The 13,562-nt window shown below is 71.1% G+C and carries 11 protein-coding genes; 6 read left to right on the top strand and 5 right to left on the bottom strand.

The features are described from left to right. Window positions 1-134 precede the first annotated feature (134 nt). Window positions 135-569: an OsmC family protein gene (locus tag EAT51_RS14550; protein WP_130554050.1), complete on the top strand. Its 435-nt coding sequence runs from the start codon at window positions 135-137 to the stop codon at window positions 567-569. Between the two features lie 135 nt (window positions 570-704). Further along, window positions 705-1,334, top strand: a complete 630-nt coding sequence (locus EAT51_RS14545; protein WP_130520902.1) for a glycine zipper 2TM domain-containing protein — start codon at window positions 705-707, stop codon at window positions 1,332-1,334. Between the two features lie 723 nt (window positions 1,335-2,057). On the opposite strand, the gene EAT51_RS14540 is transcribed toward EAT51_RS14545, so the two are convergent. The 4 genes from EAT51_RS14540 to EAT51_RS14525 all read right to left on the bottom strand — a co-directional run bounded on the left by EAT51_RS14540 (window position 2,058) and on the right by EAT51_RS14525 (window position 6,500). Further along, window positions 2,058-3,653, bottom strand: a complete 1,596-nt coding sequence (locus EAT51_RS14540; protein ID WP_165421994.1) for an IclR family transcriptional regulator domain-containing protein — start codon at window positions 3,651-3,653, stop codon at window positions 2,058-2,060. Between the two features lie 147 nt (window positions 3,654-3,800). Continuing rightward, window positions 3,801-4,679 carry a PhzF family phenazine biosynthesis protein gene (locus EAT51_RS14535; protein ID WP_130521213.1) on the bottom strand — a complete coding sequence of 293 codons (879 nt, stop codon included), beginning with the start codon at window positions 4,677-4,679 and terminating at the stop codon, window positions 3,801-3,803. 52 nt (window positions 4,680-4,731) lie between these two features. Then, on the bottom strand, window positions 4,732-5,613 hold the full coding sequence (locus tag EAT51_RS14530) for a PhzF family phenazine biosynthesis protein (RefSeq protein WP_130521215.1): 882 nt from the start codon (window positions 5,611-5,613) through the stop codon (window positions 4,732-4,734). Further along, window positions 5,610-6,500, bottom strand: a complete 891-nt coding sequence (locus EAT51_RS14525; protein WP_130521217.1) for a PhzF family phenazine biosynthesis protein — start codon at window positions 6,498-6,500, stop codon at window positions 5,610-5,612. The genes EAT51_RS14530 and EAT51_RS14525 overlap by 4 nt, the downstream gene beginning before the upstream one ends. Window positions 6,501-6,608: 108 nt before the next feature. Between EAT51_RS14525 and EAT51_RS14520 the strand changes: the two genes are divergently transcribed. The 4 genes from EAT51_RS14520 (at window position 6,609) to EAT51_RS20320 (ending at window position 12,218) form a co-directional block, all read left to right on the top strand. After that, entirely contained in the window at window positions 6,609-9,206 is a 2,598-nt protein-coding gene (locus EAT51_RS14520) for a bifunctional aspartate kinase/diaminopimelate decarboxylase (protein ID WP_130521219.1), read from the top strand. Then, complete coding sequence (gene murL, locus EAT51_RS14515) at window positions 9,199-10,563, top strand: UDP-N-acetyl-alpha-D-muramoyl-L-alanyl-L-glutamate epimerase (RefSeq protein ID WP_130521221.1); 1,365 nt, start codon at window positions 9,199-9,201, stop codon at window positions 10,561-10,563. Before EAT51_RS14520 ends, murL begins: the two co-directional genes overlap by 8 nt. After that, a complete protein-coding gene (gene murD / locus EAT51_RS14510) occupies window positions 10,544-11,932 on the top strand; it encodes a UDP-N-acetylmuramoyl-L-alanine--D-glutamate ligase (RefSeq protein ID WP_130561776.1) in 1,389 nt (462 codons plus the stop codon). Before murL ends, murD begins: the two co-directional genes overlap by 20 nt. Window positions 11,933-12,056: 124 nt before the next feature. Continuing rightward, window positions 12,057-12,218: a hypothetical protein gene (locus tag EAT51_RS20320; RefSeq protein ID WP_165421993.1), complete on the top strand. Its 162-nt coding sequence runs from the start codon at window positions 12,057-12,059 to the stop codon at window positions 12,216-12,218. 429 nt (window positions 12,219-12,647) lie between these two features. Here the strand turns inward: EAT51_RS20320 and EAT51_RS14505 are convergent, their stop codons facing one another. Continuing rightward, window positions 12,648-13,475, bottom strand: coding sequence for an inositol monophosphatase family protein (locus EAT51_RS14505; protein WP_130522947.1), 828 nt, complete (start codon window positions 13,473-13,475; stop codon window positions 12,648-12,650). Window positions 13,476-13,562 lie beyond the last annotated feature (87 nt).

The following is a 13,562-nucleotide window of genomic DNA, read 5'->3' as shown; positions in this document are numbered from 1 at the left end:
GCGATGGTCGGGGGGAAGCAATGTCTCGCGTGTTTTTGCCGCACTGCGCGATGGCCTGTGCGCGGCCGGTACGGTGCGCTTACATCGTGGCGCTTAGGCTGCGGGTCCCTTTCAAGCACACAAGAGCACATCGCATGAGTATCTCGCGTCCGGCCACCGCACATTGGGAAGGCGACCTGAAGTCCGGCAAGGGCAAGCTGTCCACGCCGCAGAGCGGGCTGCTGTCCGACACGCCTTACGGTTTCAACAGCCGCTTCGGTGCCGAGAAGGGCACCAATCCCGAGGAACTGATCGCCGCCGCGCACGCCGGCTGCTTCACCATGGCCCTGTCCAATCTGCTGACCGAGGCCGGCTCGCCGCCGACCTCGCTGGACACGCGTGCCGAAGTGGACCTGTCCATGGACGGTGGTCCGGCGCTCTCGCACATCCGCCTGAAGGTCAAGGGCGTGGTGCCGGGCATCGACGCGGCCAAGTTCAAGGAGATTGCCGAGAACGCCAAGGAGAACTGTCCGGTGTCCAAGGCGCTCAAGGCGGTGCCGGTGAGCCTGGAGACCGAGTTCGCCGGCTGAGTCTGTCTGGCGTTCTAGAGAAGGGCCTGTCGCGCGGTTGAACGCGCGGCCGGCCGCCGGCCGGGTTCAGGACCGGCTCACCGCGGCGGCTTGACGATGCGCGCATGCGCCGATCCGGCGCCGGAGACCGCCCACATGATCCGCTCCACGCTCGGCCTGTTCCTGATCGGTGTGACCTGCATCGCGCCGGCGTCTGCCCAGTCGCGCTATGCGGATTACTACGCGCAGCGCTATGGCGATGGCTACGCCTCCAACAGCCGCGACTATTACGACGGCCGCGACAGCGGCAATTACGACTATGCGCGCGTGGTGCGGGTCGATCCCATCATCGCCGCGCCGCCGCCTCCGCAGCAGCAGTGCTATTACCGCGATGCCGACGATGCCTATGCGCGCGGCGGCGATTACTACGATGGCAATGGTCAGCGCCAGGCTACGCCGGGCGGCCGCATCGCGGCGACCATCGCCGGCGGTGTGCTCGGTGCGGTCGTCGGCAGCCGCTTCGGCGGCGGGACGGGCCGGGTGATCGGCACCGCGGTGGGCACCGCCGCCGGCACCGCGGCCGGTCAGTCGGTTTACGACAACTCGCACACCGAGCGCGGCACGGTGCGCGTCTGCGAGCCGGTGTCCGACCAGCGCTACGAAGGCGAGGTGGAGGGTTACAACGTCACCTACGAATATGCCGGCCGGACCTATCAGACCCGCACTGCCTATAACCCGGGCGATCGCATTCGCGTGCGTGTGGATGTGGTGGCCGCGCAGAACTGAAAACGCTGGATCGACATCAACAAGCGAAAGGGGCCCTTGTGGCCCCTTTTGTTTTTTGGGTGGTCGCTGGACCAAGTAATTGAGGCGGTGTGTGCTTCGGCTTCGGAGGGGCAGCGGTCCGGCGGGCGGGGGCCGCTTATCCCTCGATCAGGGCATCCTGCCCTGACTCGGGCGCTCGGCTTCCTGCCTCGCTCGTCGCGGCCCCCGCTCGCCGGCCCGCTGCTGCGCGCGTCAGGTCACGAGGCTTCGGTTTGCGGGGGAGCGTTAGAACACCCTCCTTCGCGCACAACGCGATCATTGACGGGAAATGATCGACTTGAGGCCCCCTCCCATGCGCGCAGCGCAGGGGAGGGATGGGGAGGGGTCGGGGCTTTACCGGTCAAGCCACCGAAGCGAAGAGCAACAGCACCCCTCCCCGGCCCTCCCCTTCGCCTTCGGCGAAAGGGAGGGGGCAGAGCGCTGCTCGAGGCCTTCAAGTTCGAAGAAGTCCTGATCTATTCGCTGTGGAGCCTCGACCCGGGCGGGCACGCGGAGAGCGGGCCACAGGATGGCCCGCGGCGGCGAGTCCGCCAGGGATGGCGGACCGAGCCGAGGAGCCGCGCCCGACCGGGTCGAAGCTGGGCGGCGAAGTGGTACTCACCGCCACCACACGCGTGACTTCAGCAGATCTGCATGCCCGCACTCCGGCGCAGGACACGGTCGGTGGTGTACTGAAGTGCGCGACTACTTCGCTGGCGCGGGCCGTTCGAGCAGGTAGAGCCCGGTTTCCGGAGCATCGGCGTGCTGCTCGGTGGCATCGGGGCCGGCGGCGATCGTGATCGCCAGCTGCTGGCCATCGCTGCCGCCCACGGCAACGCTGGTCGGCCACGCGAGGGGCAGTCCGACCACTTCCTGCATCATCCCGCCTTCGGCCGAGACGCGCGCTACCGCCCAGCCGCCGTGCAGGGCGACCCAGACATCGCCCTGCGCGTCGGCCGCCAGGCTGCGCACCTCGCCCGAGGCCTTGGGCACCACGGCCAGGCGGCGGATGCGCGCATCGCCCGGGCGCATCTCGTAGAGCGTGCCGGTGGTGGCGCTGGCGGCGAACAGGCGCGTGCCGGCCGGGTTCCAGCACAGCGCGTCGATGCGGTCGTCGATGCGCCAGCCCGGCACGGCGATGCCTGTGTGCAGCCAGGTGGCGATGCGATAGCCGCCAGCCGGGTCCGGCGTGACCTGCCACTCGCGACCGTCGGGCTGCACGCAGGCCGCGATCGGCGCGGGCTGGCCGCGCCGGTCGAGCTGTCGTGCCGCCGGCTGGCCGTCGAAATCCAGTCGCAGGATGCCCTCGGCGTGCACCACTTCCAGGCCCATCGGCGTGGCGTGCAGGCCGCGCGCGGCCACCGTCAGCGTGGCGATGCGCTGGTCCTGTTCCTGAGTGGCGCGGTGCAGGGTGGCCGTGGCGGTGTCGATCCAGTACCAGGCGTTGCGCGCGGCCGACCAGGTGGCGAAATCGCCGCCGGTGGCGGGCGGTCCGGGCACGCGTGCGACCTGGTCGTCATGGGTGACCTCGACGGCGCCGGCCAGGCGTTCGCCGATGCGCTGGGCCGCCTCGGTCAGCTCGGTGCCGAAGGCGGCCATGCGCTCGGGTGTGAAGCGCTCGGTGGCCCCGGACAGGCTCAGCGCGCCGCGCACCACGCCCTGCATGTCGCGGATCACCGCCGCCACGCAGCGCGCGCCCAGGCGGCTCTCCTCGTCGTCGATGGCGTAGCCGCGCTCCTTGACCGTGGCGATCATGGCGTTGACCTGCTCGCGGCTGGTCGCGCTGTTGGGCGTGAACGGCGTCATCGGCAGCCGTGACAGCAGCGGATTGCGTTCGCCGGTGCGCATGGCCGCCAGCAGCGCCTTGCCGGCCGCGGTGACGTGCAGCAGCCGGCCCTGGCCGACATGGGTGTCGGCCTGCGAGCGGTGCGCGCCGCGCGCGCGTTCCAGCGCGATGACTTCCAGGCCGTCGCGCACCCACAGGCTGGTGGTCTCGCCGGTGATGGCGCGCAGATAGTTCAGCTCGATGTTGGCGGCCACGACCAGCTGCGGCGCCGGATGCGATTCGCGGCTCAGCTGCAGCGCGCCGAAACCCAGCCGGTAGGCGCGGCGGGTGGACTCGCGCCGGACCAGGTTGCGCTCGATCAGGCCGCTGAGCATGCGGTAGGCGGTGGTACGCGGCAGCTGCACCTGCTGGGCGATCTCGGCGAAGGTCACGCCCTTGGGCGAGGTGCCGATCGCCTCGAGGACATCCAGCGCGCGTTCGATGGTGCCGGTCGCCTTGCGCGTGTTCTCACTCATGTCGCCGGTCATCCTGGCCCGCTGGCCGATGTGGGGCAGTGAAGATGCCGCGGCCGGGGCGGGCCGCGCGCGGCGCATTGTCCGGCAAACCGGGCCGGGGCGCGGAGTGCGCCGGTGGATCGGTCCGTCCGCTGCGCAAGGTGGGCCTCACCAGTCCAGCGTGCCGCGCACCACGGTCTGCACCTGGCCGCCGGACCAGACCTCGCCGGCGGCGTCGATGGACAGCTCCAGCAGGGCGTCGAAGCCGACCTCGCGGCCCTGGCTTGCGACATAGCGCCCGCCGCTGCCGGGCAGGGCGCCGCGCTGGTCCAGCCAGGCCGCCAGCACCGCGTTGGCCGCGCCGGAGGCCGCGTCCTCGAAGCGCCGGCCGTTGCCGACGAAAGCGCGCACCGCCAGCTGGTAGTCGGGCTGGCCGGTCGCGCGGGCATAGGCGAACACGCCCATCGCGCCGGAGCCTTCCGCCAGGGCGGCGATCGCGTCCCAGTCCGGCGTCAGGCCGCGCAACGCGGCCTCGTCGGCCAGTTCCACCACCCACCACTTGCGGCCGCCGTCCATCAGCGCCGGCGGCAGCGCGCCCAGCGGCCAGCCGGCGATGGCCGGCGCCAGGCGCCCATCGGCCGGGTCGACCACCTCGGCCAGCGAGGCGCGCGGCACGCGGATGGCGATGCGCTGGCGTCCGTCGATGGTCTCCACTCGCAGCGGCAGGCGTCCGGCGATGCCGTCCTGGATCAGCACGCCCTCGCGCGGCACGGCCAGGCCCGCGGCCAGCACCGCGTGCGCGGTGCCCACGCTGGGGTGGCCGGCGAAGGGCACCTCCTTCTGCGGGGCGAACATGCGCAGCCGGTAGCTGGCGCCCTCGTCCTGGGCCGGGAAGACGAAGGTCGTCTCCGGCAGCTTGGTCCAGCGCGCGATGGCCTGCATGGCGGCCTCGTCCAGCCCCTGCGCATCCAGGACCACCGCCAGCGGATTGCCGTTGCCCGCTCGCGCGGAGAAGACATCGACCTGCAGGAAACGACGCGATTGCATGGGCACAGGAGCGGCTGGGAAGGGGCGTGCAGGGTAGCAGCGCGCCGTGGCCTCACCAGTGCAGCGTGCCCTCGACCACGCCCTGAACCTGCCCGCCGATCCAGACCTCGCCGTCGGCGTCCACCTGGAGGTGCACACGGCCGTCGCGGCCGACCTCGCGGCCCTGGCTGGCAACGCAGGCGCCGCCGATGCCCGGCAGCCGGCCCTGTGCGTGCAGCCACACCGCGATGCAGGCGTTGGCGCTGCCGGTGACCGGGTCTTCGGGCGCGTTGGGCGCATCGGCGGGGCAGAACGCGCGCACGACCAGGTCGTGGCCGTCGGCGGCTTCCGCGGCGAAGAGCGCGACGCCCAGGCTGGCCGTGGCGCGGGCCAGCGCGGCGATCGCGCCGAAGTCCGGGCGCGCGCGGCGCACCGCCTGGGCGTCGGCCAGTTCCAGCAGCCACCAGCCCGGGCCGTTGTTCCACAGCGCCGGCGCCGCGGCCAGGGCCCAGCCGCGGTGCGCGGCGTCCAGCAGGGCCTGGGCGTGGGGCGCGGTGGGCAGCGCCCGCGCGCGCGGCGCGCGGATCCGGGCATGCAGCACGCCATCGACCTGCCGCACCTGGGCGGGCAGCAGGCCGGCCGCGCATTGCTGGGTCAGGCGGCCATCGCGCGGGCTCGCCAGGCCCCGCGCGACGGCGGCCCAGGCCGCGCCCACGCTGGGATGGCCGGCGAAGGGCAGCTCGCAGTCGGGTGTGAAGATGCGCACGTGGTAGTCGGCGCCTTCGGCGGCAGGCACGAAGAACACCGTCTCGGGCAGCCCCAGCCAGGCGGCCAGCGCCTGCATCGCGGCGCTGTCCAGGCCGTCGCTGTCGAGGATCACGCCGAGCGGATTGCCGCAGCCCGGACGCGCGGCGAACACGTCCAGTTGCAGATAGCGCCGGCCCGGCGCGCTCACCAGGTGATCTGGCCCTGGATGACCGGCTGCACCAGGCCGCCGATCCAGACCTCGCCCTCGGCATCCACTTCCACCTCGATCAGGCCGTCGCGGCCCAGTTCGCGACCCTGGCTGACCCGGTAGCGGCCGTCGCGGCCGGGCAGGGCCTGGCGCGCGTGCAGCCAGGCGGCGATCAGGCCGTTGGCGCTGCCGGTGACCGGGTCTTCCGGGACGCCGCTGGCCGGGGCGAAGGCGCGCACCACCAGGTCATGGGGGCCGCCATGGCTGCGGGCGAAGGCGGCCAGCTTGCCCTTGCCCGGCAGCAGGGCGATCTGCCCCAGATCCGGCTGCCAGGCGCGCAGCGCGGCCTCGTCGGCCAGTTCAAGCAGCCACCAGTCCGGGCCGTTGTTGTACAGCGCCGGCGGCAGCGGGCCGCGGGCCGCGCCGAACACCTGCGGCGCCAGCAGCCAGGCCGGCGGCGGCACGTCGAAGCGGTGCACCGCGCGCGGGGTGCGCACCGAGATCCTGCGCGCGCCGTCGGCCTGGCGCACCCGCACCGGCAGCATCCCGGCGGCGCACTGCTGGATCAGGTCGACCTCGCCCGCCGCCTGCGCGTGCAGGTGCTCGGACCGCACCAGGCCCAGCGACAGCGCGGCCCAGGCGGCGCCCACGCTGGGGTGACCGGCGAAGGACAGCTCGGTTCTCGGCGAGAAGATGCGCACGTGGTAGTCGGCGCCGTAGCCGCCCAGCGGCTGGAAGAAGACCGTCTCGGACAGGTTCAGCCAGGCGGCCAGCGCCTGCATGGCCGCGGTGTCGAGCGCATGGGCATCGACCACCACGCCCAGTGGGTTGCCCGCGCCGGGGCGGTCGGCGAAGACGTCGAGCTGCAGGTAGCGGCGCTGGATCATGGTCGGGTCCTGGGGCCGCGGGGGCTTGGCTGGGCGTGTTCCATTAGAATTGCAGGTTCCGCCCGCGTGATCGGGTTTTTCCTCCCCATCGTAGACCGCAAAGTCCCCATGTCCGCTTCCCCCCCGAACGATCGCTGGATCGTGCTCAAGTTCGGCGGCACCTCGGTGTCGCGTCGTCATCGCTGGGACACCATCGGGAAGCTGGCCAAAAAACGCGCCGAGGAACACGACGCGCGCGTGCTGGTGGTGGTCTCGGCGCTGTCGGGCGTCACCAACGAGCTGACCGCGATCGCCGACGGCGCCCAGGACGCCGAGGCCCGCGTGGCCGCGCTGGAGCTGCGCCACCGCGAGTTCGTGGCCGAGCTGGAACTGGACGCGCAGGCCGTGCTCGGCCAGCGCCTGGCCGCGCTGCGCGCGCTGGCCACCGACCCGCGCGCGGCCACCCGCGCGCTGGACTGGCAGGCCGAGGTGCTGGGCCAGGGCGAGCTGCTGTCCTCGACCATCGGCGCGGCCTATCTGGCCGCGAACGGTCTGGACATCGGCTGGTGCGATGCGCGCGAGTGGCTCGATGCGATGACCATCCCCAACCAGAGCGCCTGGGCGCAGCGCCTGTCGGTGTCGTGCGATCCGCGCGGCAGCGACGACTGGCGCGCGCGCTTCCGCACCCAGCCCACGCGCGTGCTGATCAGTCAGGGCTTCATCGCCCGCCACGGCGACGGCGGCACCGCGATCCTGGGCCGCGGCGGCTCGGACACCTCGGCGGCGTACTTCGGCGCGCTGCTCAAGGCCCAGCGCGTGGAGATCTGGACCGACGTGCCGGGCATGTTCAGCGCCAACCCGAAGGAAGTGCCGGACGCGCGGCTGCTCACGCGCCTGGACTACTTCGAGGCGCAGGAAATCGCCACCACCGGCGCCAAGGTGCTGCATCCGCGTTCGATCAAGCCGTGCCGCGACGCCGGCGTGCCGATGGCGATCCTGGACACCGAGCGCCCCGAGCTGCCGGGCACCAGCATCGACGGCAACGCGGTCACCATCCCCGGGGTCAAGGCGATCAGCCGCCGCAACGGCATCGTGCTGGTGTCGATGGAAGGCATCGGCATGTGGCAGCAGGTCGGCTTCCTGGCCGATGTGTTCGCGCGCTTCAAGAAGCACGGCCTGTCGGTGGACCTGATCGGTTCGTCGGAGACCAACGTCACCGCGTCGCTGGATCCGTCCGAGAACCTGGTCAGCACCGACGTGCTGGCCGCGCTGTCCTCGGACCTGGCCGAGATCTGCCGGGTCAAGGTGATCGCGCCATGCGCGGCCATCACCCTGGTCGGCCGCGGCATGCGCTCGCTGCTGCACAAGCTGTCGGATGTGTGGGCGACCTTCGGCAAGGAGCGCGTGCACCTGATCTCGCAATCGTCCAACGACCTGAACCTGACCTTCGTCATCGACGAGGCCGACGCCGACGGCCTGCTGCCGATCCTGCACGGTGAGCTGATCGACTCGGGTGCCATGCCGGTGGAGGAGACCAGCGTGTTCGGCCCGCGCTGGCGCGAACTCAACGGCGCGCTGCGCCCGCGCCCCACGCCGTGGTGGCAGGCCCGGCGCGCGCAGCTGCTGGACCTGGCCCAGGCCGGCACGCCGGTCTACGCCTATCACCTGCCGACCGTGCGCGAGCGCGCCCGCGCGCTGGCCGCGATCAAGCAGATCGACCAGCGCTTCTACGCGATCAAGGCCAACTCGCATCCGGCCATCCTGCGCACGCTGGTGGAGGAGGGCTTCGGCCTGGAATGCGTGTCGCTGGGCGAGCTGGAGCACGTCTTCGCCACGCTGCCGCAGCTGGAGCCGCGCCGGGTGCTGTTCACCCCGAGCTTCGCGCCCCGGCACGAGTACGAGGCGGCGCTGGCGCTCGGCGTCAACGTCACCATCGACAGCGTCGAGGCGCTGCAACGCTGGCCCGAGGTCTTCAAGGGCCGCACCCTGTGGCTGCGCGTGGACCTGGGCCACGGCGATGGCCATCACGAGAAGGTCAACACCGGCGGCAAGGCGTCCAAGTTCGGGCTGTCGGCCGCGCGCGTGGACGAGTTCGTCGCGCTGGCGCGCAGCCTCAACATCACCCTGACCGGGCTGCACGCGCACCTGGGCAGCGGCGTGGAGGCCGAGGGCCACTGGCGCCTGATGTGCGACGAGCTGGCCGGCTTCGCCCGCCGCATCGGTACCATCGAGGTGATCGACATCGGCGGCGGCCTGCCCATTCCCTATCACGCCGATGACGAGCCCTTCGACCTGGACGCCTGGTCGCGCGGCCTGGAGGAGGTCAAGGCCGTGCATTCCGCCTTCCGCCTGGCCATCGAGCCGGGCCGCTACCTGGTGGCCGAGGCCGGCGTGCTGCTGGCCCACGCCACCCAGGTGATCGAGAAGGACGGCGTGCTGCGCGTGGGCCTGGATGCGGGCATGAACACCCTGATCCGCCCGGCGCTGTACGACGCCTGGCACGACATCGCCAACCTCAGCCGCCTGGACGACGCGGACACGGCCAGCTTCGACGTGGTCGGCCCGATCTGCGAATCCTCCGACGTGTTCGGCCGCCGCCGCGCGCTGCCGGCGGCGAGCGCGCCGGGCGACGTCATGCTGATCGCCGACGCCGGCGCCTATGGCTACAGCATGGCCAGCACCTACAACCAGCGTGCGTTGCCCAAGGAGACGACCCTCGATGTCTGACTGGACGTTCCAGCGCGAGACGGTCAAGCAGTTCCGTTTCAGCGGCTGCGACTTCGACCCGGCCACCGGCGTGGCGCGCCTGCGCTACGCCTTCGACCAGGGCCCGGAACTGGTGGAGACGGTGAGCTTCCCCGGCGCGCCGTTCGCGCTGGACCCCGCGCGCGAGCACGCGCTGCGGCGCGCGCTGCGCCTGCTGCACCTGATCGCCGGCGTGAGCTACTACAAGGCGGCCGTGCCGCCCGAACTGGTGATCGAGGGCGAGCCCATCGACGCGGACACCGCCGCGCTGATGGAGGACCTCTACACCCACGGCCTGGGCGAGTTCGCCTATCGCAACGGGCTGGACCTGCATGGGCGCATCCGCTTCCCCGCCAGCGAGGCGGCCGATGCCGCGCCGGCGCCCACGCTGGGCCTGGCGCCGCACGCGCTGGTGGCCATCGGCGGCGGCAAGGATTCGCTGGTGTCCATCGAGGCGCTGCGCCAGGCCGGCGTGGCGCAGACGGTGAGCTGGATCGGCGGCTCGCAGCTGATCGCCGCCTGCGCGGCGCGCACCGGCCTGCCCACGCTCAACATCGGCCGCGCGCTGGCGCCGGCGCTGTTCGAACTCAACCGCCAGGGCGCCTACAACGGTCATATCCCGGTGACCGCGATCAACTCGGCCATCCTGGTGGTGGCCGCGCTGCTGCGCGGGGTGGACCAGGTGGTGTTCTCCAACGAGCGCTCGGCCAGCTACGGTAGCCTGATCCCCGGCACCGGCGAGGTGAATCACCAGTGGTCCAAGGGCTGGGCGTTCGAGTCGCTGTTCGGCGCGCACGTGCAGCGCTTCGTCGCCGCCGACCTGCACTACTACTCGCTGCTGCGGCCGCTGTCCGAGCTGGCCGTGGCGCGGCAGTTCGCCAAGACCGACCACTACGACGCCCACTTTTCCAGCTGCAACCGCAACTTCCACATCCTGGGCGAGCGTCCGGTCAACCGCTGGTGCGGGCAGTGCCCCAAGTGCCATTTCGTGTTCCTGGCGCTGAGCAACTTCATGCCCAAGCCGCGCCTGCTGAACATCTTCGGCCGCAACCTGCTGGACGATGCCGCGCAGACCGCCGGCTTCGATGCGTTGCTGGAATACCAGGACCACAAGCCGTTCGAATGCGTGGGCGAGGGGCGCGAGTCGCGCGCAGCGATGGCCGCGCTGGGCCAGCGCCCGGAGTGGCGCGAGGACGCGCTGGTGGCGCGCTTCAACCGCGAGATCGCCCCGCAGCTGGACGCGGCCGATCTGCAGATCGCCCCGCTGCTGCAGCCCGAGGGCGAGCACCGCATCCCGCCCGCCCTGTGGGAGCAGCTGCGTGCGAATTTCGCAGCTTGAGGGCCGGCGCGTCGCGCTGTGGGGTTGGGGGCGCGAGGGGCGCGCCGCCTATGCCTTGCTGCGCAGCCGGCTGCCCGGACAGGCGCTGACCCTGTTCTGCAGCCCGGCCGAGGCGGCGCAGGCCGCGACGCTGGGCGATCCGCTGCTGTTGCCGCAGGTCGAGGTCACCGGCGCGGCGCTGGGCCGCTTCGAGCTGGTGATCAAGTCGCCGGGCATCAGCCCGTATTCGCCCGAGGCGCTGGAAGCGCAGGCCGCCGGCGCGCGTCTGCTGGGTGGCACGGCGCTGTGGTTCGCCGAGCATCCCGACGCGCGCACCGTGTGCGTGACCGGCACCAAGGGCAAGAGCACCACCACCGCGCTGCTGGCCCACCTGCTGCGCGCCGGCGGCCATCGCACCGCGCTGGCCGGCAATATCGGCCTGCCGCTGCTGGAGGTGATGGACCCGCGGCCCGCGCCGGAGCTGTGGGCGATCGAGCTGTCCAGCTACCAGACCGGCGCGGTCGCCGACAGCGGCGTGCGCCCCGAGGTGGCGGTGGTGCTGAATCTGTTCCCCGAGCACCTGGACTGGCACGGCAGCGAGCAGCGCTACATCGAGGACAAGCTCGCGCTGGTCACGCGCGCCGCGCCGCGCACCGCCGTGCTCAACGCGCGCGATCCGGTGCTCTCGCAGCTGGTGCTGCCCGACAGCCGCATCGTCTGGTTCAACCGCGAGGACGGCTGGCACCTGCGCGGCGAGCTGCTGTATCGCGGCGACGTGCAGGTGTTCGACACGCGCGCGGTGCCGCTGCCTGGCCGCCACAACCGCGGCAACCTCTGCGCGGTGCTGGCGGCGATCGAGGCGCTGGGGCTGGATGCAGCGCCGCTGGCGCCGGCCGCGCTGGACTTCCGCCCGCTGCCCAACCGCCTGCAGACGCTCGGCACGCGCGGCGGCCTGACCTACGTCAACGATTCGATCGCCACCACCCCGCACGCCACGCTGGCGGCGCTGGACTGCTTCGCCGGGCAGCGCATCGCGCTGCTGGTAGGTGGGCACGACCGTGGCCTGGACTGGCACGATTTCGCCCAGTCCATGCGCCAGCACGCGCCGCTGGGCATCGTGACCCTGGGGGCCAACGGCCCGCGCATCCATGCGCTGCTGGAGGCGGTGGCGGGCGAGGGCGGCTTCCGGTTGGCCGCCGCGCCTGACCTGTCTTCGGCGGTGCACCAGGCCGAGGCGATGCTGGAGGGGCAGGGCCTCGTGCTGCTGTCGCCGGGCGCGCCGAGTTTCGGCATGTATCGCGACTATGTCGAACGCGGCAAGGATTTCGCGCGGATCGCGGGGTTCGATCCTGAGGCGATTGTGGCGATACCGGGTTTAGGCGTGGCTTGAGGGCTTGCGCGCGGTGTGCGCGTGAGTTGAGGCGAGATCGCCGGGGCCTTTACGCTGTAAGCCGAGCGCTTTCGTGCCGCTCCGCGGACAGATCTACTTTCTTGCTTGTACAAGAGATGCTTGCATGGCCGAGCGCTTTTCAGGCTGGCCTTACGGTAGCGGCTCCTGCCTCTCCGCTTTGCTTTACAACGTGATTGAGAGCGACAGCAACCGCAACCGCAACCGCAACCGCAACCGCAAAGAGCAAAGTCCCTGGATTCCCGCTTTCGCGGGAATGACGATCTGAGAGAGCTGCTTCGGCCGTTGCCGTTGCCGTTGCCGTTGCTACTGCTGTTGCTGTTGCTGTTGCTGTTGCTGTTGCTGTTGCTGTTGCTGTTGCCGTGGTCGTTGTTGTTGCGGTTGCTTTACCTGTCTGAGCCGTAAAGCGAGCCGAGCATCGCAGGAAGTCAGGGCCGAAGAGTCGCCCTGTTTGAGCGAAGCGAGTTTGGGCGACGTGCCCTGACTTCCGAGAAGCGCAGGGGACCGCCGCGCAGCGGCGGCTCGCGTCCCGGCGAGAAGCGGTTTTGGCTACTTTTGACAAGACAAAAGTAGCTCGCGCCCGCAGGCGCGAAAGCTTTGCTCCTGCTTCAAAGCCTTGGCTTCAAAGCCTTGGATTTAGAGCTCTTGCTTCAAAGCGCTTGCTTGAAGCCTTGAAGCGCCAAGGCCGCACACCCCATCAAGCAAACGCCGCCGCATACCCCGACTGCGCCACCACCTTCTGCACCGCATCGGCCACCCGCAGGTTGCCGGCGATGACCTGGCGGCCTTCAGCCTTGGCGCCGTCGTCCATGCGCGCCAGCGCGGCGCCCTTGAAGTCGCTGGCCTTGCCGCCGGCCTCGCGCACCAGCAGCACGCCGGCGGCGATGTCCCAGGCCTTCACGCCGGCCTCGAAGTAGGCGTCGGCGCGGCCGCAGGCCACGTAGGCCAGGTCCAGCGCGGCCGAGCCGGTGCGCCGGATGTCCTCGGCGTGGTTGAGCAGTTCGCGCACGCATTCGAGCTGGGCGCCGACGCGGGCGCGCTCGCGCGGCGGGAAGCCGGTGTGCAGCATCGCGCCGGCCAGCTCCTTGCGGTCCGACACGCGGATCTTGCGCTCGTTGAGCTGCGCACCGGCGCCGCGGCTGGCGGTGAACAGCTCGTTGCGCAGCGGGTCGAAGATCACCGCATCGCTCGGTTCGCCGTTGTCCACCAGCGCGATGGAGACGCAGAAGTGCGGAAAGCCGTGCAGGTAGTTGCTGGTGCCGTCCAGCGGATCGATTACCCAGTGATAGCGGGGGTTCTTGCCGGGCAGCACGCCGCCTTCCTCGCCGATCACGCCGTACTCGGGGTAGGCGCGGCGCAGTTCCTTGATGATCGCCTTCTCGGCATCGGCATCGACTTCGCTGGCGTAGTCCATGCGGTCCTTCTGGACCACGTTGAGGCTCTCGAGCTTGTTCATGCTCCGCAGCAGCACATTGCCCCCGACGCGCGCGGCCTTGGTCATGACGGTGACGACGGGATTGAGCATGCGAAGCGACCTCGGTCAGGCGGGGCGTGTGGTACGCGGCAGATGGAAAGAGCAGGCCGGCGCGGCGGCCGGACCGCGCATTCTAGC

Origin of the sequence: Pseudoxanthomonas winnipegensis (assembly GCF_004283755.1) — a bacterium.
GTDB classification, from domain to species: Bacteria; Pseudomonadota; Gammaproteobacteria; order Xanthomonadales; family Xanthomonadaceae; genus Pseudoxanthomonas_A; species Pseudoxanthomonas_A winnipegensis.
Note: the sequence above shows the minus strand (reverse complement) of the source record. Positions and strands in the feature narration are given on the sequence as shown.

Bases quoted from the DNA above. Each gene is read 5' to 3' on its own strand.
- EAT51_RS14550 (WP_130554050.1), top strand. From the start codon at position 135: ATGAGTATCTCGCGTCCGGCCACCGCACATTGGGAAGGCGACCTGAAG.
- EAT51_RS14545 (WP_130520902.1), top strand. From the start codon at position 705: ATGATCCGCTCCACGCTCGGCCTGTTCCTGATCGGTGTGACCTGCATC.
- EAT51_RS14540 (WP_165421994.1), bottom strand. From the start codon at position 3,653: ATGAGTGAGAACACGCGCAAGGCGACCGGCACCATCGAACGCGCGCTG.
- EAT51_RS14535 (WP_130521213.1), bottom strand. From the start codon at position 4,679: ATGCAATCGCGTCGTTTCCTGCAGGTCGATGTCTTCTCCGCGCGAGCG.
- EAT51_RS14525 (WP_130521217.1), bottom strand. From the start codon at position 6,500: ATGATCCAGCGCCGCTACCTGCAGCTCGACGTCTTCGCCGACCGCCCC.
- EAT51_RS14520 (WP_130521219.1), top strand. From the start codon at position 6,609: ATGTCCGCTTCCCCCCCGAACGATCGCTGGATCGTGCTCAAGTTCGGC.
- murL (WP_130521221.1), top strand. From the start codon at position 9,199: ATGTCTGACTGGACGTTCCAGCGCGAGACGGTCAAGCAGTTCCGTTTC.
- EAT51_RS20320 (WP_165421993.1), top strand. From the start codon at position 12,057: ATGGCCGAGCGCTTTTCAGGCTGGCCTTACGGTAGCGGCTCCTGCCTC.
- EAT51_RS14505 (WP_130522947.1), bottom strand. From the start codon at position 13,475: ATGCTCAATCCCGTCGTCACCGTCATGACCAAGGCCGCGCGCGTCGGG.